Origin of the sequence: Methanosarcina barkeri str. Wiesmoor (assembly GCF_000969985.1) — an archaeon.
GTDB classification, from domain to species: domain Archaea; phylum Halobacteriota; class Methanosarcinia; order Methanosarcinales; family Methanosarcinaceae; genus Methanosarcina; species Methanosarcina barkeri_B.
This window is the reverse complement of the sequence record NZ_CP009526.1, coordinates 4,380,603-4,402,023: the sequence shown is the minus strand read 5'-3', so window position 1 is coordinate 4,402,023 and position 21,421 is coordinate 4,380,603. Positions and strand designations below refer to the sequence as shown.

At 38.1% G+C, this 21,421-nt stretch carries 19 protein-coding genes; 15 read left to right on the top strand and 4 right to left on the bottom strand.

Annotation, left to right across the window (positions count from 1 at the left end):
* Positions 1 to 29: 29 nt before the first annotated feature.
* The 14 genes from MSBRW_RS18065 to MSBRW_RS18005 all read left to right on the top strand — a co-directional run bounded on the left by MSBRW_RS18065 (position 30) and on the right by MSBRW_RS18005 (position 13,959).
* Positions 30 to 443 carry a DUF3024 domain-containing protein gene (locus MSBRW_RS18065; protein ID WP_011306354.1) on the top strand — a complete coding sequence of 138 codons (414 nt, stop codon included), beginning with the start codon at positions 30 to 32 and terminating at the stop codon, positions 441 to 443.
* A gap of 145 nt (positions 444 to 588) precedes the next feature.
* Complete coding sequence (locus MSBRW_RS18060; RefSeq protein WP_011306355.1) at positions 589 to 1,158, top strand: plasmid pRiA4b ORF-3 family protein; 570 nt, start codon at positions 589 to 591, stop codon at positions 1,156 to 1,158.
* 284 nt (positions 1,159 to 1,442) lie between these two features.
* Positions 1,443 to 1,643, top strand: a complete 201-nt coding sequence (locus tag MSBRW_RS24520) for a hypothetical protein (protein ID WP_011306356.1) — start codon at positions 1,443 to 1,445, stop codon at positions 1,641 to 1,643.
* Between the two features lie 200 nt (positions 1,644 to 1,843).
* Entirely contained in the window at positions 1,844 to 2,410 is a 567-nt protein-coding gene (locus MSBRW_RS18055) for a plasmid pRiA4b ORF-3 family protein (protein WP_011306357.1), read from the top strand.
* A 381-nt stretch (positions 2,411 to 2,791) separates the two neighbouring features.
* Positions 2,792 to 3,319 carry an RNA-dependent RNA polymerase family protein gene (locus MSBRW_RS18050; protein ID WP_011306358.1) on the top strand — a complete coding sequence of 176 codons (528 nt, stop codon included), beginning with the start codon at positions 2,792 to 2,794 and terminating at the stop codon, positions 3,317 to 3,319.
* A 137-nt stretch (positions 3,320 to 3,456) separates the two neighbouring features.
* Positions 3,457 to 4,155, top strand: a complete 699-nt coding sequence (locus MSBRW_RS18045; RefSeq protein WP_011306359.1) for a CRISPR-associated endonuclease Cas6 — start codon at positions 3,457 to 3,459, stop codon at positions 4,153 to 4,155.
* Between the two features lie 54 nt (positions 4,156 to 4,209).
* The gene (cmr1, locus tag MSBRW_RS18040; RefSeq protein ID WP_011306360.1) at positions 4,210 to 5,310 is read left to right on the top strand and encodes a type III-B CRISPR module RAMP protein Cmr1; all 1,101 of its coding nucleotides are present in this window, start codon (positions 4,210 to 4,212) and stop codon (positions 5,308 to 5,310) included.
* Complete coding sequence (locus MSBRW_RS18035; RefSeq protein ID WP_230669852.1) at positions 5,311 to 6,585, top strand: RAMP superfamily CRISPR-associated protein; 1,275 nt, start codon at positions 5,311 to 5,313, stop codon at positions 6,583 to 6,585. It abuts the gene before it with no gap.
* Complete coding sequence (locus MSBRW_RS18030) at positions 6,575 to 9,361, top strand: CRISPR-associated protein Csx11 (protein ID WP_011306362.1); 2,787 nt, start codon at positions 6,575 to 6,577, stop codon at positions 9,359 to 9,361. The genes MSBRW_RS18035 and MSBRW_RS18030 overlap by 11 nt, the downstream gene beginning before the upstream one ends.
* Positions 9,362 to 10,327 (top strand): type III-B CRISPR module RAMP protein Cmr4, encoded by a 966-nt coding sequence (gene cmr4 / locus MSBRW_RS18025; RefSeq protein ID WP_011306363.1) that lies wholly within the window; start codon positions 9,362 to 9,364, stop codon positions 10,325 to 10,327.
* Positions 10,317 to 10,709 carry a hypothetical protein gene (locus MSBRW_RS18020; protein ID WP_011306364.1) on the top strand — a complete coding sequence of 131 codons (393 nt, stop codon included), beginning with the start codon at positions 10,317 to 10,319 and terminating at the stop codon, positions 10,707 to 10,709. The genes cmr4 and MSBRW_RS18020 overlap by 11 nt, the downstream gene beginning before the upstream one ends.
* 1 nt (position 10,710) lies before the next feature.
* A complete protein-coding gene (locus MSBRW_RS18015) occupies positions 10,711 to 11,535 on the top strand; it encodes an RAMP superfamily CRISPR-associated protein (protein ID WP_011306365.1) in 825 nt (274 codons plus the stop codon).
* A gap of 595 nt (positions 11,536 to 12,130) precedes the next feature.
* A complete protein-coding gene (locus MSBRW_RS18010; protein WP_011306366.1) occupies positions 12,131 to 12,613 on the top strand; it encodes a hydrolase in 483 nt (160 codons plus the stop codon).
* A 206-nt stretch (positions 12,614 to 12,819) separates the two neighbouring features.
* Positions 12,820 to 13,959, top strand: coding sequence for a class I SAM-dependent methyltransferase (locus MSBRW_RS18005; protein ID WP_230669850.1), 1,140 nt, complete (start codon positions 12,820 to 12,822; stop codon positions 13,957 to 13,959).
* Positions 13,960 to 14,091: 132 nt separating this feature from the next.
* Here the strand turns inward: MSBRW_RS18005 and alaS are convergent, their stop codons facing one another.
* Positions 14,092 to 16,863: an alanine--tRNA ligase gene (gene alaS / locus MSBRW_RS18000; RefSeq protein WP_011306368.1), complete on the bottom strand. Its 2,772-nt coding sequence runs from the start codon at positions 16,861 to 16,863 to the stop codon at positions 14,092 to 14,094.
* A 509-nt stretch (positions 16,864 to 17,372) separates the two neighbouring features.
* Positions 17,373 to 17,633 (bottom strand): YhbY family RNA-binding protein, encoded by a 261-nt coding sequence (locus MSBRW_RS17995; RefSeq protein WP_011306369.1) that lies wholly within the window; start codon positions 17,631 to 17,633, stop codon positions 17,373 to 17,375.
* Positions 17,634 to 18,393: 760 nt separating this feature from the next.
* Between MSBRW_RS17995 and MSBRW_RS17990 the strand changes: the two genes are divergently transcribed.
* Entirely contained in the window at positions 18,394 to 19,167 is a 774-nt protein-coding gene (locus MSBRW_RS17990; RefSeq protein WP_230669848.1) for a helix-turn-helix transcriptional regulator, read from the top strand.
* 317 nt (positions 19,168 to 19,484) lie between these two features.
* Here MSBRW_RS17990 and MSBRW_RS17985 read toward each other — a convergent pair whose 3' ends face one another.
* Positions 19,485 to 20,078 carry a cupin domain-containing protein gene (locus MSBRW_RS17985; protein WP_230669846.1) on the bottom strand — a complete coding sequence of 198 codons (594 nt, stop codon included), beginning with the start codon at positions 20,076 to 20,078 and terminating at the stop codon, positions 19,485 to 19,487.
* A 689-nt stretch (positions 20,079 to 20,767) separates the two neighbouring features.
* The gene (locus tag MSBRW_RS17980; protein WP_011306372.1) at positions 20,768 to 21,289 is read right to left on the bottom strand and encodes a cob(I)yrinic acid a,c-diamide adenosyltransferase; all 522 of its coding nucleotides are present in this window, start codon (positions 21,287 to 21,289) and stop codon (positions 20,768 to 20,770) included.
* Positions 21,290 to 21,421 lie beyond the last annotated feature (132 nt).

Sequence of the window (21,421 nt, the reverse complement as noted above, 5' to 3'; positions counted from 1 at the left end):
CTTGTTTAGGACTCTATATACATAATGCCATGAAAAGAGGACAAACAACGTGGGCCTTTAATCCACGAAAGTCTCCAAAACCTAAGGTACCAGAGGATGTGAAGTCGGAAGTAGAAACAAAAGCGAAGGAACTTGTTGAATCGTTTTTAAAACCTGAATACATCAACCCTCTACCGGAAGAGATTCGTTTTAACTACGTAGTGGACATTTATACGAAGTGGTACCGCAGCTATTTTTACTTCTGCGCGAAGTACGCATGCCCAGACCCGCAGGCAATATCTCCATCTTTTGAAACAAAGTTTGCACGCGTGGAATATGCGGGAGATGGGCTTTTCAACCTTTCATACATGAGACATACGGGAACATGGTTTGAAATTTTTAGAGATTTATCTATAGACGAATGTTTAGAAACAATCAAGGATCTGTCCCACTTTCAGCCATGAAAGAAATTCATTTGCTCGTCGGCCGTTTTATCGGATTTTGTTGGATATTATCGGTTTTAGGGAAATTAACATATATTAGCGGAAATTAGCGTATATTAGAGGGAATTATTAGATATTAGAGGACATTCATTCAGGGGGATAACTTATGAAAGACAATTTTAAAAATATATATCAGTTTAAGATTTCAATGAAAGGCATAACTCCTCAGATCTGGCGGCGAATCCAGGTGCCGGAAAATTATACTTTTCTGGACCTTCATGATGCTATTCAGGCTGCAATGAATTGGGATGATTACCATTTGCACGAATTCGAAATGCAAAACCCAAAGACCGGGATGTTTGACAGAATCGGGACAAAAGATGAAGATTACGATGCTTTCAGTGACGAGCCTCTTGTACCGGAAAATAAAGTTAAACTCTCCAAATATTTTACGCTGGAAAATAAGGTTGCTACGTACAGGTACGATTTTGGGGACAACTGGCATGTAAAAATCCGGCTTGAAAAAATCCTTCCGAGAAAAGAAGGAGTGAAATATCCTGTCTGCACTGCAGGAAAAAGAGCAGCTGTTCCCGAGGACATTGGAGGAATAGGGGGCTATGAAAATATGCTGGAGATCCTGGAAGACCCCGAAAACGAGGAATATGAAGACACAGTGGAATGGCTGGGCGAAGATTTTGACCCCGAATACTTCGATCCAAACGACATTGCTTTCTGAGCAGTAAAAAGTTGGTGAATGAACTCTCTGCTTTACAGTAAAAATATCAATACAGTTTAAGCAAGAAATAAACTGCTTGATGTTAGTTTTTAGGTTCGGGCTCAAGCGGTTTAAATGAAAAATCAACAGCATTAGACCGTTAACTGTTTGAAATGTGACTTTAATCCACAGTGTTTGACGTATTTGATTTTGTTTTTCAAGTGTATAAGTCATGCAGATTTGAAATTATCTGAGAATTTACTGACAGTAAGGAATCTCTATTTTTTGAAACAAAGTTCACACGCATGGAATATGTGGGAGATAGGCTTTTCAACCTTTCATACATGAGACATACGGAAACGTGGTTTGAAATTTTTAGAGACTTATCTATAGATAAATGTTTAGAAACGATCCAGAATTTTATCACTTCCTGCCATAAAAACATCATAAAAGAAATTCATATACATGCTATCGGTTTTATCCGTGTTATGGAAATCGTTGAATAGTACCAAATGGTATCAAATAATTTGTGATGTTGTTGGGTATTGTTAGATATTATTGAATATTATAGGATATTATTGAATAGTATCTAAGATTAGCAAAAATTAATGAATATTGGCAGAAATTAATTAATATTAGCAGAAGCGAACGAACGTTAGCAGAAATCAGTTGATGTTAGCGGCCGTTTATTCTGGGGAATAACTGTATGAAAGACACGTTTAAAAAGATATACCAGTTAAAGCTTTCAATAAAAGGTATTAGTCCTAAGATCTGGCGGCGAATCCAGGTGCCGGAAAATTATACTTTTCTGGACCTTCATAAGGCAATCCAGACTGCAATGAATTGGGAAGATTACCATTTGCATGAATTCGAAATGCAAAACCCAAAAACCGGTGAACTTGAAAAAATAGGGGAAACAGACGACGGTTGTGAAACTTTCTGTGAACCCCTTGTGCCGGAAAATAAGGCTAAGCTTTCCAAATACTTCACTCCGGAAAATAAGGTTGCTCTGTACACCTACGATTTCGAGGACAACTGGGAGATAAAAGTCCGGCTTGAGGAAATCCTTCCGAAAAAAAAAGGAGCGAAATATCCAGTCTGCACTGCAGGAAAAAGAGCAGCTGCCCCTGAAGATATAGGAGGAACAGGGGGCTATGAAGAGATGCTCGATATCCTGGAAGACCCTAAACATGAGGAATACGAACATACAGTGGCGTGGCTGGGGACAAATTTTGACCCAGAGTATTTTAAACCAAGAGACGTTGCTTTCTGAGCTGGAAAAGTTGGGAAGTGGTAAAAGTATCCCGAAATACCGCAAAAATTCAGATTTAAACTTTTTTTCTCTTTAATTTTTTAATTTTTGACACCTGTCAAAACATAATCAAGAAATAGAGGCAAAGAAAAAAGGATTGAAACCGGCAATCTGGAAAAATCGCCGAAACTTTAATTTATTTTTTCATATTTATCAAATTAATGATTTCAAGAGCTTCTAGAAAAATGTTAAAACAAACTTCGATTAAGCAAAGACAAAAAATTATCTCTTCTTGGATCATTACTTTTTTCCTCCTTTTGTTCCTTAAATTTTATTTTCGTTTTTATCACGAAGAGTATCCACTAAAACAAGGATTGAAACTACCATCGTCAAAGCAACATCTTGAAAGCGATTCTTCAATCAAGAAATACTGAGTTCGACAACCAGTGGGCAGAGATTGGGCTGAAGAACGTTGAAGGGGATTCGGTTGAGCACCTTGTTCGTTTTGCAGATGATTTTGCGATCCTTTCAAAGGAATGGATCAATCCTGACAGAGTTGAGACTGTTCTGGATGTATTGGGCCTTGAATTTAACAAAGAAAAGACCTATGTTGGGACTGCAGCGAACGGGTTCGAGTTCGCAGGCTTCTATTTTCAAGAGATTATCGATGAGAATGGATTGGAGAGAAGTATAAAAATCATACCTACTGAAGGGTCTATTGAGAATGTAATTGAGAGCATTGAGAGCATGGTAAGTGCAGAAAAAATAAAGTTAGACAATATGAGTAAAAACAAGGCTCACGATAGGTTTGTTAAAAATATATATAATGTTGTTGACCCGTGGGTAAACTATTACAAACATACGGATTACGCGGCTGGGCTTGAAAGAATTGAGCAAAGTGTTAACAAAAGGATAAAAGAGTTTACATAAATATAAACAAAGTTTTTATTTTTATAAAAAAGGTTAGCTATAAAATATCAAAATTTATTTATGTTAAAAGTAATTTATGTTAAAATAAATACAAATTAAATTAAAATGATACTTTTTAAAAATTCGTTGTATTTCCCATGACTCCAGAAAATATTAAGCTCAAAACTCTTGAAATGACCTTTGAAGGCTCAGAAGAGTTCAGGGGGGACGCAAATCAGATACGTGGTTTCTTTGCGTCAAAATTCAATGAATACGATCAGCTCCACAACCATAACACTGACAGATATTATTACCGTTACCCTCTTGTGCAGTACAAAGTTCTTGATAGGATGCCGCTAGTGGTTGGTATAAATGAAGGAGCAGAAATTTTAAAATGTTTATTTGATAAATTTGATACGGTTACTCTTCCTCATGAGGACTTTGAAATCACTGAAAGGTCTCTGAGGCTTAAAAAACAGGATTTTGGCCTCACAAAAAACCTCTACTTTTACGAATTTCTCACTCCCTGGCTTGCCCTTAATAAAGAAAATGAAGAAAAGTTCTTTGAGACCAGAAAGACTGAAGAAAAAAAGGAAATCCTCAGGAAGACGCTTGTAGGAAATTTGCTTTCCATGTCAAAAGCTTTTGGATATACGGTTCCTGATACCATAAAATGCGATGTTGATGTGGAAGTCAGATGTTCAAAGTACAAAAATATGGATTTTACTTCTTTTACAGGCGGTTTTATAGCTAATTTTTTGATCCCGGATTTTATGGGAGTGGGAAAGGGGGTTGCTAAGGGGTTTGGGACTGTGAGGAAAATAACAGAAAATCGAAGGAAATTGGAATCATTATAACTTGAATAATATTTAGCAATTGTACAAATATAATCATAAATTAAGGAGTTATTTATGATGGAACCTGAACCCATTGTAATTGAAACTCTTACTCCAATATGGACAGGTGGAGTAAATGGGAGTCCGGACACAGTAAGAGAAACAGGCATTATTGGTAGTATGCGTTGGTGGTATGAGGCAATAGTAAGAGGAATCGGAAAATATGCTTGCAATCCATTAAGTGATAGCAAATGTATGCTTGATGGGAAGGAAAAAGAGAATGACAGAAATAATAAACTGTGCCCAGCATGTTATCTTTTTGGATGTGGAGGATGGAAAAGAAGATTTCGATTAGAAATAGAAGATTTTGGTGTAAAAGAACCTTTTCACTTAGTTACACTCGATAAAGATGAAGTTGGGAATAACTGGTGGCTATCAACAATATTCAAAAAAAATTTTAATAATAACCTTTCTTTTGGAAAATTTACGTTTAGAATTTATCCAGTCGGTAGAGGTGACAAATCGGAAATAATCGCACAGATCAAAGCATTACTTTCCATAATGTCCCATGTTGGTGCTATTGGTGCCAAAAGTCAGTATGGTTTTGGTCAGTTTGAAATGGAAAATAGGATGGATTTTAAACGAGCCCTAAATGAGATAAATAATTTTTGTAACAAAGATGAGTTCAAAAAAGAAGCAAACAAACCAGACTTCTACTCTTTATCTAATTTTTGGTGTTACGAGTTTAAAATTCCTGTAAGAAACCAGTTAGTTCAAAGTTTTCAGAAATCGTACATTGTTGGAAATCAGTCCTCGTTCACAAGTTATCTGCCTGTATCTTTCGATATCAGGTACAAACTTCCAAATCGTAATAAAGGTTCAGGATTGAGACAGGCATATTATTCTCATCGTAATGGAGATAAAAACCAAGTTTGTCAAATATTTGGCACACTTCCTGAGAACAAAAAAAAGGAAGATGGAATTGGAAGTAGAATTTTTGTAAGTCATCTATTTAGAGAACCTTCAGAAAGTGATTATTTCTTACGCATTTGGGGGTTCACTGAAAAAATTGTGGGTAACTTAGTCAGTATAGAGATTAATAAAATGTTTTCTCTCCAAGAAGCTCCAAGAAGGAAATACGAAGAGGAAATAACTAATTTTTCAGGGGGTGCCTAATTGAATATTGATTGGGGTTCAGTTCTTTATCAACAGGAAAAAGCCTCTATAAATGATCTCAAAATAATTGTTGAGGAAATCGATAAGGCAGGAAAGGAAAACAAAGAAGAATTAGAAAAAAAGTTAGAGATCAAACTTAAGGGCCTAATTTTGCCCAATGAATATCTAGCTTATCATTACATGGCTACCATTAATCAAAAATTGTCAGATAATTTCCGAGAAGTATGGCAGAAACAGAATTTGAAAGTTAATTTAGAAGAAGTTATCGAAAAATGGGAACTTACAAAATACATTAAAGACAATTTCATATGTCCAGAGGTAAATATTTCTACGCTACCCAGTTACTCCTTTATTCTCAATTTTATGTTCAAACTTAAAAAGCCCTATATATCCCTTGATGAAAACGATTTTCACATAATTGATAATCCTCTGAGAAAAGATAAAGTTCTACATCTCCCATTTGTCTCGCCTTCCTCTTGGAAAGGAAGTCTCAGAAACTCTCTCTGGCAACTTAATTATGATTATGAAAACGATAAGATAAGACGTATTTTCGGAAACGAGAGATCTCCAATCTCCGAAGATATAGCTCTAAGGATGGGAAGACTATGTTTTTTCCCTACTTTTTTTACCAAAAAATCATTGGAAATAATTAATCCTCATGACCGAAAGCGTAGAGTTGGGACAGTGCCAATTCTAATGGAAAGCGTTCCGCAAGATACAACGGGTTTTTTTACACTTTTATATGTTCCTTTTGACTTGATTGGATGTGATGAAAAAGAGATCAGAAAGCAGGTTTCAGAAGATATACAATTGGTCTCAGAGGGGTTAAAATCGATGTTTACTTATTATGGATTTGGAGCCAAAACATCAAGTGGATATGGGACAACATATGAAAATATCACAGATGGTACGATCACTTTAAGAAACAAAAGTGTAAAAGTTTCGGTTCAAGAAGAAAAATTTGAGTTTCCAAAAGATTCTTATAAAAAATTCCTTGATGAAAATGGAATTTTAAAAGATGAATTCAGGGGTAAAAATGGTGGGCCTCTTAGTAATTCAGAGTTAGGTAATTTTAATGGAAGTCAGAAGGAATTTAAGAAATTCAAAACATGGTACAATGATAATATCGAAAAGTGGCAGAAATATCTGAAATCTCAAAATACCCCTACATCTGAATGGCCAACATGGAGATTTGAAGGTTTCTCAGAATTAATTGATGTTTCCAAAAATATTGCTACTTCTTTAGAATCTTCGGGGGTACACAATGAGTCCTGATCTCAAAATCCTTGCTGACAATAAGAAAGCATTACATTTAGCTGAGATTGCTGCTTGGTTGCATGACATGAGAAAGTGTAGTGATAAATTTTTGATCGGGAATTCTTTGGATCGCCAATTAGACTCTACTGAAAAGAACAGTGAAGTTACCCATTTTCTTAAAGATATAAAGACCAGATTTAAGAAAATCGAAATTGATTTTTCTGAAGTAAATCCTATTTTCGAAAAAGTAACGTTAAATAAGCTTATTGAAAAAGGCCGGCCTGAAACTCTAAAAAAAGAAAATCTGCAAAAAAAATATCCTTGGATTGTAAAGGCCTTAGGTCGTTGTCATGGTGCAGCACATATTGAAAAAGAAAATGTTTCTGAAGAATTATTTAAGCAATACAAAGATTACACAATGATCAGCAATCCATTTGGATTTGAAAAAGGAATAGAAGAGCTTACTCCTAAATTAACAAGCATTCCATATGATAAAATAAATGATAGATCTTTTTTTGTAAAGTCATTAGTTGAATCCTTTGATTATGCACTAGGGGAAACCAGAAGACCTACAAATGAGGTTACACTTACTGATTGGTCAGGTATTGTTGCTGCGTTATATAAATCTGCTTTAGCGGGTTCATTGCTTCTGGGAGAAAAAACAGATCCTCTAAATCTAAAGTGGCAATTTTTAGTAATAAAGTTTAATTCCGAGCAGATATGGGGAAATGCTCAAAATATACCAATATTAGCAACAAGAAAAGAAATGTTAACAAAGGGATTAGATAGGGTGAAAGTTCTACTTGAAGAAAAATATCCATTAGGGAACGAAGTATATCGAGATCAAAATAACAGTCTGTATGTTGTACCCAGTATTCCAAATCTATTGGAGTATACAATTTCTGAAGAAAGTAAAACACAACTAAAGCAATTAATAGCAAATGAATTTGCAGTTGATGAAGAACATAACTTCGGATTTAAAGGCGAAGTCATTCTCACTACTGACATTGATAATCAAGCATGGTGTGGGCAAGAACCGAATAATGAAGATAAAGAAAAGAACGAAATTCCACCTATAGCACGAATTCTCTCTAATGATGAACTTTGCTCTCCAGCAGATGTTAATGCGGTTGAGAATTTTTGGAAAGATGTTTCTGATTGTGGGATATGTACTATCTCTTGGTTACGTCCTCAGGGGCCCACTTCAAAGGGATTTAACAGAAAAGCTTCAGATTGCTGGGTCAAGAGGGTAACTTGGAGAGCGAGTGAGTGGTATCATAGTCTCGATAACACAATATGGATTGATGAGGTTGCTGATTCAAACGGTAGAATTTGCCTACTAACTGGCAGATTAGACCTCTTAGAATGGCTAAAACCAGACGGGTATATTTCTACCATAAAGGTAGGATCTGACGCAAATGGCAAAGTCATTCCAAAAACTCCATCTTTTGCTCGTATGCACAGGATTTGGAGAACAACTAAGAAATTCTGGGAAGATGCAAAGGAAGATTTAGCGAAAAAAATAGGTCGTGTTGACAATAGACTGAAGATTTTTGGAAATTTTCAATCTGAAAATAATAATTCCCTTAAAAGAGATCATTCTTATAAAGCTATGTTAGACAGAATCGGTTTCAGCATTTTTTGTGGTAGAAATAATGAATTTCTTATAATCGAGAACCTAACGGAATTAGCTAATAAATTTGATTTTGATTCAGGAAAATCTACTGATAAAAGCCCTACAGAATATCTTAAAAAATATCTTTCTAATAAAAAAGTTAAAATCTATGACTCTGAGGGAAAAAAACGCTTAAATCCGATAGGATGCTTGAAAATACTAAAAATTGACGAAGAAAACACTTCTTATGTTCCTGTAATTCCTATATTAGCTGAACCAAGTATATTTATGACTATTATTCCAGCAGATAAAGCTCTTGAAGCATCCATACTAATAAAAACAAAATACGAAGAGGAAATGGGTAAAGTAAGGAATCGTTTGCCTTTAAGTCTTGGGATGGTATTTGCTAAGTCACACACTCCCCTAGCAGCTTTAATGGATGCAGGCCGCAGGATGCTGCGCAAATCAAATAAAGATAGATCAGTGAATGAGGATAAATGGATATTGGAAGAAGATCCAATTGAAAACGATAATAAATTCACTCTTAAATTTAACAATGGAACAAAGTGGGAAATTAGTTCAAAAATGGGGGATGAAATAACTACTGATTACTGGTACCCCTATTTTTATGCTCAGGGAAATTTTCAGGAACGATCTAACTCCTTTATGCATTCCTTTAGAAATTATGAGAATTTCAATAGATGGCTGATTCATGTTAGTGAGTTAAAAAAAGGAGATACAGTAAGTATTTTGCCTTCTAAATTTGATTTCGAATTTCTAGATTCAGCTTCCCGCAGATTTGAAATTTGTTACGATGAAAAAGGATATAGAAGAGACAGTTTGAAAGCTCTAAGACCATATCTTCTTGAAGAACTTGATAATTTCACTTATTTATGGGATCTATGCTCCAAAAATTTATCAAATACGCAGATAAAAAATGTAATTACTCTTGTTGAAAAAAAAAGGGAAGAGTGGGCTGTTGGGGAAGATACAACTGTTTTTGAAACTTTTGTTCATGATGTTCTTTACAATGCAAACTGGAACAATGGAAGAAGACCAGATGATGCAAAAATGAGTGAATTAGAAGATGCAGCAAAGTCTGGAAAATTGAGGGATATTTTGGAGTTATACATGAATATTTTAAAATATAGAGCAGAGGAACCTTTTGGAGGAATTTGAATGGGTAAATCAAACAAACTTTATACTCAACAACTTTATCTATTCATGGCACTGGACCCTGTTCATATAGGTACTGGACAATCCCAACTTGGAAGAGTTGATAACACAATAGTTAGGGAGCCTGGAACAAATCTTCCAAAAATTCCAGGAACAAGTTTAATGGGAGCAGCGCGTCACTATGCCTCAATGAAATATGGGAAACCAGAAGCAGCTGGCCAGCATAAAAATTTAAAGGCAAAAGACCCAAAAAAATGTCCAATAATCTATACATTTGGTACATATACAGAAACCGAGGGGGGTCAGCAAGGTAAAATTAGCATTAGTGATGCACAAATTTTGCTATTTCCAGTAAATTCTATTGCAGGACCTCTATGGGTTAGTACAAAAGAAGTTCTTGAAATTGCCGGATTTTCTATACCAGATACTGTTGAGCTTTCTGATGAAAGCGTATTTACTTCTGTGAATTGGGAAAAAGACACATTAAATCTTGGGTGGCTTTCACTGAAAGCGGTTACCGGATTAAAAATAACTCCTCCAGATGTCATTAAAGAAAACAATAAATGGAATTCTATAGCTAACCGACTTTCAATTGTATCTTCCAAGTTATTTTCTCAAATCGTCAACAGTAACCTTGAAGTTCGTACTTCGGTCGCCATAAATCCAGAAACTGGAGCAGCTGAAGATAAAGCTTTGTTTACTTATGAAGCAATCCCTAGAACGACTTGGTTATTTTTTGATGTAGTACAAGACGATTATATGAGTAAGTTTCCTGTAACTGACAAACAATTCAAAGGCGAAACAGAAAACATCGGTGATTCACTTGGAGAAACTTGGGACTCGCCAATGGATGTTTTGAACGCAGGCTTTCATTTGATAGAGTATCTGGGTATCGGTGGAATGATTACCAGAGGATTTGGGAGGATGAAACAAATATGTTCCTGGGAGGTTTGTGAGAATGAATCTTGATCTTGAAGCTGCACGAACTTCTCAAGAAATCATGAAAAATACAATGGGCAAACAAAGTAAAAGTGTAGAAAATCTCGTTACAAAGACTTTAGGCGTTTTGCAGGAAAACGGAATTTATGCTTGTATGTTATTTCTTTGTTCCCGCAGTAATACTGAGAAAGAAATTGCAAAAATTATAAGAAGCGAGCTTCTGAAAATGACTGATTTTGTGGAAAAAATTTCACTAAATAGTGATAATTCTAAAGAGATTCCAGATAAAGAGATTTTAGAGTTCCTTACAAATAATATTTGTAATGACATTGATATGCTTTTTTTCACTAAACAGCTTTGGGAGCAGACATTAATCTACACCCGATACGGAGCAAAGGCGAGGGAGGACTAAAATGGCATGGTCCCTCTATCGTGTGAGTTTACGTCTTCTTTCTCCAGTTCATATCGGATGGAAAAAAACAGATAATTTACAGCAGACACGGCCTTATGTTCCTGCCAAAACTATGTGGGGTGCATTGACTGCAAGGCTAGCTAGAGATTCTGGAAGTTTTAACTATGAAGAAGTTGGAAATGAAGTAGCAGAAAATCTAAGATTCAGTTATTTTTACCCTACAATAATAAATAATGAAATTGGTAAAGTCCCTACTAAGATTGATATTTTTCCGTGGGAAAATATTGATGATTTTTCCTGGAAGTACCTGAATAGTTCCCAAAATACTGCTCTAAATCAAAAAACAGCAGAAGAAGGTTCACTCCACGAGACCGAAAACATCTCCCATAAAACGCGTAATGGAGATTCCGTTTATCTATTAGGTTATATTTTCGAAAAAGAAGGATTTGACTTAAAATGGAAAGAGTCATTGAAAAAAATCCAGATTGGAGGGGAACGTGGGTATGGATGGGGAAACATGGAAATTATAGAGATATCCAAACTCTTAGAAAAAATCATTTTTGATGGATACGCTGTAAATTTAAGTGGCGACCATCCAATTATAAATGTCATTAAAGAAAATAAATATGTATTAGCGCATGTCATTACGAAAAATTTGAATTTAAATGGTTTGGTAGAACCTTTTGTTGGTAGAGAGACATCGAAAAATAAATATTTTGGTGGAAAATATTCAAATGCTGAGATTTGCTGGATGCCTGGAAGCACTGTAATTAAAAATGAGGAATTCGAAATTCTACCTACAGGATTATGGAGAATATGCATTTAAGCATATAAACATAGAGAATATCTGTTGAAGGTATGTTATAAAACTTCAACTAAATTATTAACGGGCTAAAAAACATCGAAAATTAATATCATTTGAGACTGTGAAGGTATGTATTTTAGTGGAAATGGAAACAGAACCCCATAAAAGCTAGCTTTCACTTCAATACAGCAGAGCTATAATGAAAGTGACACAAAGACAAATTACGACAGTTGCTGTCTCACTCATTCTTTTCACCTCCGTATTTTTAGGGTTCTGCACACTATAAATCTAGATTTGCTCTAGATCTACAGGTCAGAAAGTGACCTTTTGAGCTAAACCCAAAAAATAACGGACGCTACTTTTGATGGGAGTGTTCTAGAATTCCATCTCCAAATATTTTATATTCATTTTTGGTATAAGTATCTATTCTTAGCTTCCAAAGTTTAATCTTATTTCATTTTCTTGTAAATTTCTTAAAGAAAGATTCCTAAGTTGTCTTCTTTCTATCGTAAAATTTGTACCTTTGCAAAAGGATGAATTAAAAAACTAAAAACTAAAAAACTTAAACCAAAACCTAAAATAACCCCCAAAGTCATTACTTAACAGGGTGAAACTCATGACCACCAACCTCGAAACTCCTGAATGTTGTCCCCGTTTTGACCCAGCCCCATGGGACGGAAAATTGTTTGAATGGAACAATAAAAGGTTCATCAAGGACTCGGTTACCACGCAGTTTTACATGCCTCTAAATTTTGGAGAGGTAATAACGCGGATGAACGAAAAAGTCGCCAGGGCAGACGCAGAAATGCCGGACTGGCTCTGTTTGTCAGACCACACCTCAGAAAGCAACATGGACATTTATCTGGCTGTTAATAAAGAAGTAGACGGCGCCGAAAATGTAACACTGAGCGGGAAATTTTCGAGCAAAGTCTATGAGGGAGACTTTGAAAAAACAGGAGAATGGTGCCAGGACTTTGAAGCCTACGCAAAAAGCCAGGGCCTGGAAATCAAGAAATGGTATATGTGGTATACTACCTGTCCAGCCTGTGCCGAAAAATACGGGAAAAACTACGTTGTTATTGTGGCTGAAGTTGAATAAAAACAAAGTAATAATACCGACGCTTGTTAGCTATCTCTGTCTTGATATGCAAGCTTTTTCACAACCCTTTTGAAAAAAAGGGTGATTAAAAACCCCAGTTACTATGTAACGGCCTGATCACAACCCTTTTGAAAAAAGGCTTGACCGAAAATGGTGCAATGAAAAACTTACCCATAGAAGCGGCGTGATCAACCGGCGCAACGGTTGTGATCAAGCGAGTGAGCGTTTGCGTAGCGAGCAGAAGCTCTGCATTCTTCTTTTATCAGTCGTCTTTAAATCTCATAAACTATCTACTACTCCTGATCGACGTGGCACGGAGAAAACAATTTGAGAAGCCCCTGCATGGGGATAAGGAAAGCCTGCGCTTTGCGACCCCTGAGCCAATTGCCCGCTACAGGGCGCAGCGTTTGAGATGTAAAATTCTGGCTGACATAAGCTGTGGGATAGGAGGGCAAACCGTCTTTTTTGCCCAGCAGTGCGAGTTCGTGTATGCAGTGGAAATCGACCCCAAAAAAATCGAGTATGCAAAACAGAACTGCGCAATGTACGGGCTTGACAACGTGAAATTCATTTGCGGGGACGCTCTTGACCCGAAAGTCATAGAGCAAATCCCGGCCGTTGACGTAATCTTTTCTGATCCCTTCCGCCCGGCCGAAGAAAGCGAAAGGCATGTCTCAAGCCTTGAGCCTGGAATTCCGAATGTACTGGCTGCTTACGGTGAAAAAACCCGAAATTTTGCTTTTGAAGCTCCGCCCCAGATGCCGCCTGAAAGGATTCCTTTTGACTGCGAAAAAGAATACATCTCTCTGGACGGGCAGCTCAACCGCCTAACCCTTTACTTCGGCGGGCTGAAGCAGTATGACCGGATGGCTGTGGCTCTGCCTGCAGGCGAAGGACTGGTTTCAAAATATGGGCTCTCGCAGGTAAGGGAAACTGACAAAATGAAACTTAACGCCTACGAGCCTGAACCATCGGTAGTTGCAGCCGGACTGCTGCCTGAGCTTGTGGAATCCATGATGCAGATGGCAGGGCCTCTTATGGGAGGTTTTGAGCTTTTCAGGGTTGACAATAAAAGGCTTTTATTGACCTCGGATGCCCTGATAAAACAGTCCATGATCAAAAATCATTACCTTGTACTGAAGATCTGCCCCTTTGAACCAAAAGAGATCAATAAATTCTTAAAAGGCCAGAATATCGGGAGTGTTGTACTCAGGGCAGGAGTAAAGCCCGAAGAATACTGGGAAGTGCGTAACGAGGTTGAAAAAGGCCTTGAAGGAAATAAAACCGTGCATCTCTTTGTAAAAAATGGGACTGCAATTCTTTGTGAAGTTATCTTTAATGATTGAAAAACAATTGAAAAACAATTGAAAAAAGAAGTGAAAGGGTAGAATAAAGTAAAAGAATAAATTGCCGGGAATTTAAAACCCGGTATCTTCAGGCTTATCTTTAGACTTCCTTTTTCAGACTTACTTTCAGACTTATTTGCAAGCTTCTTTTACGAGTTCAAGCCCACGGGCAAGCGCGTCCTGAATTTTTGAGGGGTCGGTTCCACCGCCCATAGCAAGGGCAGGCTTTCCGCCTCCGCCGCCGCTTACAAGCTTCGACATCTCGCGGACAAGGCTGCCGGCATTGATTCCACAACTTAAGGCTTTTTGCCCGGCAGATGCAACGAGTTTAACTCCTTCGGCATCACTTGCGAGAAGAGTTACCACGTCTTCATGTTTCAGGAGTTCAGTAGCGGTCTTCTGGAGTTCAAGGGAATCGGCTTCGGGAATGAATTCGGCAATAACCTTGAGGCCTGCAACCTCAGAAGCTCCTCCAAGCAGCCTGTAAACCCTGGCGCGGGCAATTTCTTCCTTGAGTTTCTCGTTTTCTTTCTTGAGGTCTTTCCATTCCCCAAAGAAACGCTCAACACTTGCAGGAAGCTGCTCTGGAGGCACACTAAGGGTCTTTGCGGAATCTGACAGAAGCGAATCTATCTTTTGCATGGCACGTACGGCTGCAACTCCTGCTGCAAACTCAACTCTTTCAACTCCATCCTGGATCCTCTCGGTTCTCAGGATCTTAATCGGGCCGACAACTCCTGTACTGACACAGTGCGTACCTGCACAGGCCTCAACATCGTCTCCGACCTTTACAACTCTAATTTTTTCTCCTGGAGGCACTCCACCCTGATAGAGCCCAAAGCCGTATTCCTGCTCGGCTTCAGTCCTTGACATCCACTCGGTAACAACACGCTTGTTTTCCATAACCATGCGATTTGCCAGGAGCTCTATCTGCTTCAGTTCATCAGGAGAGATATGCTTGTAATGAGAAAGGTCAAGCCTTGAGTGGTCCTCAAACTTCTGGGCACCGGCCTGCCAGATGTGTGTTCCAAGAACTTTCCTGGCTGCATCGTTTACGATATGGGTTGCCGTGTGGTGTCTGGCAAGGGTCATCCTGCGCTTTTCGTCCACTTTACCATTGACAATGTCACCCTTGCGGATATCAAGATTCCCGTCAGGGTTCTCTATGGTATGTACTATTACGCCGTCGTAGACCTGGACGTCCACAACCTTGTATACTGCATACGCGGTAGCGATTGTTCCCATATCTGCAGGCTGTCCACCGCCTTCGGCGTAGAAAAAGGTGTTATCCAGCACTATATTGTTGTCAAAGATATCCAGTACAACGGCCTCGAATTCCAGGCGCGTGGGCTCGTCATAGAAGCTGCGCTTTGTCTTCGGGAGGTGCTTAAGCCGATCTGCAAATGGAACTACTTCTTCTTCCTTTTCCTCAGCCTTGTTATGCAGTTCACCAATAATGGAATAGAAGTTGTCAGGGAACTCTACGCCCACTCCGATTTCGGATGCTACTTCTTTTGCCATCTCGGGTGGGATTCCGTGGGAATCGTAAAGTTCAGTTAACTGAGATAAAGGAATCTTTTCCCCGGTTTTCTTGAAATGAGATGCCGATTTCTGAATTATCCTGCGGCCTTTCTCCATTGTATTACGGAACTTCTCTTCTTCAGACACCAGGATATCCTGTATAACCGGGAAATTTTCCCTGAATTCGGGATACTCCGGCATATTCTTGATATGCATATCCATAATCTCGGAAAGTGGGATACGGATGTCAAGGTCGTCCATCATGCGTAAAGTCCGCCTGATGACAAGCCTTGCAAGATACCCTGCTTTGACATTCGAGGGAATAATCCCGTCTCCAAGCATGAAAGTCAGACAGCGTGTATGGTCAGTAATTGCATAGACCTTTTCTACAGGTTCCATTATAGCCGAGAGTTTATCCACGGTCATTCCGATGCTTGAAGCGACTTTTTTCCTGAGTTCCAGAAGGTTTGACTGTTCACTTACATCCATAAACCCTGCAAGCCGAGCATTCTGGGCCAGAATATTTGCATATTCGGAGTTGTCCAGTTCATGCTCAAGTCCTGCAAGCCCCATGAGTTCGTTTACTATGCCAGGGAAAAGTGCATCATAGATGGTAGGTGAACCCTTTGAAGCCCAGACGAAACGTTCGAGCCCGTATCCTGTATCCACGATGTAGTTATCCATCTTCGAATAGGTCTCACCTTTGATGAGGACGTCACCTTTTTTGTCGGCTTTCAGGTCCATGAAAACAAGAGTAGCAAGCTCAAGCCCGTGCACAAGAACCTCAACGCAGGGCCCTGCATTTCCTCCGCCTGCCCAGGGCTCTTCCTTGTAACTTACAGCCAGGGGATCTAATTTAAGTGAGGTAAGGAGTTCATCACAAAGTTCCATGGCATGTTCCTTCCAGTAGATTTCGTGATCCCTTTTATTGAAGGCGTGATGTGCCATCATTTCAAACGTTGTAAGATGGCGCCCACTCCTGCCTACTGAGTCCAGGTCGTTCAGGCGAATGCAGGGCTGGGAAATCGTTAGGGGATTTGCAGGTGGGGGAACCTGTCCTGAGGTTACGAAAGGCTGAAAGTCTGCAATGGACGCAATGGTAAGATAAAGGTCATCTCTCCAGCGGGCAACTACAGGATAACGGTTGATCCTTGTGTGCCCTTTCTCCTCAAAGAATGAGAGGTAATACTCACGCATCTGGGAGATATCAAATTCCCTGGAAAAAATCGGGTTTCCTATAAAGGTATAAGGGTCGCAGGGCGCATCTCCGCATGTCTTTCGGTCAAGGTCACGTGTCCAGAAGAATTTGCCACATGACTGGCACTGCTTCCGGACGAACCCGTTATTTTTGAAAAATTCAAGTTGATATTCATCTTCAAGCATAACAATCTCTCCGGAGGGTTGGGTTTTGCTCTGCCTTGGTCTATCTGAAAACAAAAGGGGAAATACCCCAACTCAACCGTTTTAAGAAACTTCCAGGCACTTAAAGTGCACATACTATGGAGTTTTGAATTCCTGTACAATAATTCAGTTTATTCGTCAATTCATTTTTATATAAATTATAGGGGGACTAGTTTGAAATTAGGGGGACTAGTTTGAAATAATGAAACACCCGTAAATCGTGTGCGAATAATTTGCAACTCGATGTTGCTTTTGCAGCATAAATAACTTACCAACATAACGAAATATATAATGAGTTTATATTAAAGCAACTAAATACTTATAGACTTTAACTTATTACAGAGACGCTACAGAAAACCTTATTCCTCATTTAAAAGGCAGGAAGCTATTCTTATTAAAACTAAGGTAGGCATTATATTCGAAGGCTCACCAAAAATCGGAGTTCGGAAAAAGATAATTCCTGCATCCTAACTCTTACCTGTATAGAATTCTTACCTGTACAGGACCACGGTTCTTCCCCGTACCTCTATCACAGTGGATCTCGTAGCAGCGGCAATTTCTTCCGCGATAGCCTTTAAGTCTTTTCCTTCTTCAGCGCTTTTCAGTACCCTTATCTTCACAAGCCTGTTAGCTTTTATCTGCTTGTTCAGTTCCTCGATCAGAGTGTCCGTTATTCCATTCTTTCCGATATTAAGAATAGGGGAAAGCTGATTTGCTTCGGCTTTTAACTTGTATAACTTTTCTTTCTCCATTACCCTTCCTCATATTAATTGTAAAATTCATTCTGCCAATTATGAAACATTCATCTTATTATAATTTATACCCTATTATAATTTACACATTATTATATATTGTTACAAAAAAAATTATAATCAATAAATGAAAAGATTATTTACTTCTGAAAACTGTTTGTCACTTACTCAAAGCTATTCGCCACTTTCCTGAAGTCATTTATCATTTATCCAGGCTTCTCCCTTTTCTTATCATCTTCTATATCAACGTTTCCTAGAAAACCGAAAAGCAATCAGGTGAACCTCCAGATTTATAGTGAAAATGAGTTAAGCTTCCGAGTTTAATACTGGCAGTAATTTAAGTTTCAGATTGCTGCTAGCAATAAGTTAAATTTCATAAAAATTGACAATAATTAAATTTTTAAATAGATGTAAACCATAAGTGAGCAAGCAATAAGTTGAGCAAGCAATATGTTAAGTTTGTTCTGGATTCTGTAGTCGTTCTTTTCACTTAACCGGGCTTATCAATTTATTTTGGACTCACATAAAGTAGATATAAAGAAAATAAGGGGTATAAAAGGATTTTTGTCTGTAAATTCGCTAAATTATGGCTATTTTCCCAATTTGAAAAGAGACAGGACGAAGTTTTCAAATGATTTCGACACCTTTATTAGCAGTTTGGAACTCATAAGGGATTTAAAAACGAACCATAAAAACGAAACCGGTGAACAAAACCTTTTTTTTATAAGTTCAGGATGGAGACTATAAAATGAATCTCGGCTTGCTTGATCTTATCCTGTTTTCAGAGAAGAGAAAAGATTTTCTTCTGCTCCTAATAGAAGGCCCTAAGGATATTGAAGAGATACTTGAGAAGCTTCAGGTGCCGAGGACGGCTCTTCTTCCGCAGATAAAGAAGTTAAAAGAAGAGGGCCTGGTAATACATGAAGAAGGAATATACCGGCTTAGTGCAATAGGGGAAATTGTCGTCGAAAAAATGCAACCCTTGATTAGAACCCTGTCAGTGTTTGAGAAGAACGAAGAATTCTGGGCTGATAGAAAGCTTGCTCCTATTCCACACCATCTTGTAAATAGGATAAACGAAATTGGAAACTATCGCCTCATAGAACCGGATTTAAGTCATACTTTTGATCTGAACCCGGAGTTTGTAAAAAATCTTTCTAACTCAACCTATGTCCATATGTTTTATTCATATTTCCATCCTCAACTTCCGGATCTCGTTCTCAACCTTGCACGAAAAGGCGTTGAAATGTCCCTTGTTTTGAGTGAAGCTGTATATTCACGTCTTATGAAAAATTTCAAAGAAATTGGAAACGAATTTCTCAAAATGAAAAATTCAAGTCTTTACATTATGGAAAAAATAGAACTCGAAGTCCCTGCGCTAATTGCTATTTCTAACGACATAATGACTATAGGATTGTTTAATGAAAACGGTAGGTTTGACCGCCAGTATGTGATAAGTTTCGAACCACAGGCAATAATATGGGGACAAGAGTTTTTCGAATACTACAGGGATATGAGCAGGGAAATAATATGAAATAAACAGCAACGTATCGACCCATAGAGTACTAAGTCATAGATTATTAAGCTGTAGACTATTAAGCCGTAGACTATTAAGCCGTAGACTACTGAGATGCAGACTATTAAGCCTAACTCAAAAATCAAAATTTGGCTTTTGAATCTCTCGTACAAACTCCCTAAAAATAGATCAAAAAGGTGGGATACAAAACTAACCGCAGCCATTATTTCTGCAAACAAACGTTTTCAAAGAAATTCGAACATTTAGTTCAAAATATAAAAAAGAAAAGTGCTTTATGGATATAAAGCATTTATTCCTACTTCTTATGACATTATCTACTTAGTGTATTCCGTAGTCACGCCGTCATATTCCTCTGGATTAGCTTCGGCTTCGGCCTTCGTGGCGCGTATAATGCCGTCCTTGTGAACAGGTGGTGAATAGATTACATAGAATTTCAGAGAACCTGTTTTCAAAGTGTTAATGACATTGTGCTGGGCACCTGCCGGCACAACCACAGCGGACCCGTTACCGACTTCATATTCGTTACCGTTAATTATGCACTTTCCCTGTCCTTCCTCAAAGCGAAGAAACTGGTCATTTTTCTCATGCACTTCCATTCCGATATCTTCCCCGGGATTGAGACTCATAATTACTAGTTGGCTGTACTTTGAGGTATAGAGCACCTTGCGGAAATAGTTATTTTCTAAAGTGGCCTTTTCGATATCGATAGAAAATCCTTTCATCTTATTTTTTGCCTTATCTACTGTCTTGCACGTCTCTGTCTTGTATGTCTCTGCCTTACACGTCTCTGTCTTGCATGTCTCCTTTCCAGCCATGCTGGGTAGTTCTTTAGCACTTACTGCCGTTGCAGCAATTGATAGTAAAAAACAAACTGCCAGCAAGATACCCAGTGTCTTTTTAAGACTCATTTGTTGATTCCCCCAATCTGTTTCAACTCAATCAATTTTGCAAATGTTAGTTTTCAATCCACCGATGCTGGCAGGTGTATTCACTTTATCAATAAATCGTCCAGTGAATTTTGATGAGGGTAATTATTAAATTCCATCCTCATTTTATATCATGATTTTATATCATGGAATTTGCCAACAAAGGCGATTTCAAACACATGTAATAAAAGAATTATATCTAATAAATATAATATTAGCAGAAATATAAATATTAGAAAAATTAAAATAAAAAACAACGAAGTCGATTTTTCCCATTCAACTTTCCCAAAAAGATGTGTAATAGTTATATATTTCGTAGTATTTATTCTTCAAATGCATAGGGTTTTCATTGGTTCGCCAAGTTTGGGACTTAAACTCATGCGTGTTTAGTTAACCTGGAAAAATCGAGTTTTGGACTTAGAAGGATGATCCCGAGAATCTTACTGAGTAAGCCCAAAAATTGGTTTTGGGATAGGCTCAGTTAATATTTCCATGATTGCAGTACTTACATGGTTGAATTGAAAATCAATAACATTAAACCTTTAACTACCTAAATCGCACGTTTGATTACAATGTGCAATTCTTCCACATCGTTCTTAAATATACGCATACAGGAAACGTATATTTATGGAGTTAAACGTATATTTTGGGGAAAATTTATTTTTCAGAAGTTAATATTCAAGCCCTTCCCTTGCCGGGACGTTTTTCTCGAAGGGGTGCTTTATAAGCCTCATCTCCGTTACAAGGTCTGCCCTTTCTATCAGTTTTCTAGGAGCCCTTCTTCCTGTCAGGACGACTGTGGTTTCTTCCGGTATATCATCCAGCAGTTTGAGGAGATCTTCAGTTTTCACAATGCCAAAGTGGGCTGCAAGATTTATCTCGTCCAGTATCAGGAGCCTTGGTTTCCTTTTCAGGGCTTTTTTTGCAAATTCGAGGCCCTTTTCCGCCAGTTCATAATCCAGAGGCATGGGATTCTTGAAGTCTATGAAATCTTCCCGTCCAAACTGGTAGATCTCGTATTCCGGAGCTAGCCTGTCCTTTATTTTGTACTCCCCTATGTATTTCCTGCCTTTCATGAACTGGATAATTATTACACTGTACCCGTGACCTACAGCCCTGAGAGCCAGTCCAAAGGCGTTTGTGGTCTTTCCTTCTCCTTCCCCCGTGTAAAGATAAACCAGGCCTTTAACCAATTTAACCCCTCAGAAAGTGTACTCTCTCTCCAGAAAAAGAGTGTAGTTGCAGGAATATGTTATTTTTGTATCAGGGCCTCCATAACCCATAAAAAATTAGTTTTTCTCCGTAAAAGGGCTTTTGGTCGTCTA

What these genes read in the sequence shown, in the direction of transcription:
- MSBRW_RS18045 (WP_011306359.1), top strand. Translation starts at nt 3,457, where the DNA reads ATGACTCCAGAAAATATTAAGCTCAAAACTCTTGAAATGACCTTTGAA.
- MSBRW_RS18055 (WP_011306357.1), top strand. Translation starts at nt 1,844, where the DNA reads ATGAAAGACACGTTTAAAAAGATATACCAGTTAAAGCTTTCAATAAAA.
- MSBRW_RS18030 (WP_011306362.1), top strand. Translation starts at nt 6,575, where the DNA reads ATGAGTCCTGATCTCAAAATCCTTGCTGACAATAAGAAAGCATTACAT.
- MSBRW_RS18020 (WP_011306364.1), top strand. Translation starts at nt 10,317, where the DNA reads ATGAATCTTGATCTTGAAGCTGCACGAACTTCTCAAGAAATCATGAAA.
- cmr4 (WP_011306363.1), top strand. Translation starts at nt 9,362, where the DNA reads ATGGGTAAATCAAACAAACTTTATACTCAACAACTTTATCTATTCATG.
- cmr1 (WP_011306360.1), top strand. Translation starts at nt 4,210, where the DNA reads ATGATGGAACCTGAACCCATTGTAATTGAAACTCTTACTCCAATATGG.
- MSBRW_RS17985 (WP_230669846.1), bottom strand. Translation starts at nt 20,078, where the DNA reads ATGAGTCTTAAAAAGACACTGGGTATCTTGCTGGCAGTTTGTTTTTTA.
- MSBRW_RS18015 (WP_011306365.1), top strand. Translation starts at nt 10,711, where the DNA reads ATGGCATGGTCCCTCTATCGTGTGAGTTTACGTCTTCTTTCTCCAGTT.
- MSBRW_RS18060 (WP_011306355.1), top strand. Translation starts at nt 589, where the DNA reads ATGAAAGACAATTTTAAAAATATATATCAGTTTAAGATTTCAATGAAA.
- MSBRW_RS18065 (WP_011306354.1), top strand. Translation starts at nt 30, where the DNA reads ATGAAAAGAGGACAAACAACGTGGGCCTTTAATCCACGAAAGTCTCCA.
- MSBRW_RS24520 (WP_011306356.1), top strand. Translation starts at nt 1,443, where the DNA reads ATGGAATATGTGGGAGATAGGCTTTTCAACCTTTCATACATGAGACAT.
- MSBRW_RS18010 (WP_011306366.1), top strand. Translation starts at nt 12,131, where the DNA reads ATGACCACCAACCTCGAAACTCCTGAATGTTGTCCCCGTTTTGACCCA.
- alaS (WP_011306368.1), bottom strand. Translation starts at nt 16,863, where the DNA reads ATGCTTGAAGATGAATATCAACTTGAATTTTTCAAAAATAACGGGTTC.
- MSBRW_RS17995 (WP_011306369.1), bottom strand. Translation starts at nt 17,633, where the DNA reads ATGGAGAAAGAAAAGTTATACAAGTTAAAAGCCGAAGCAAATCAGCTT.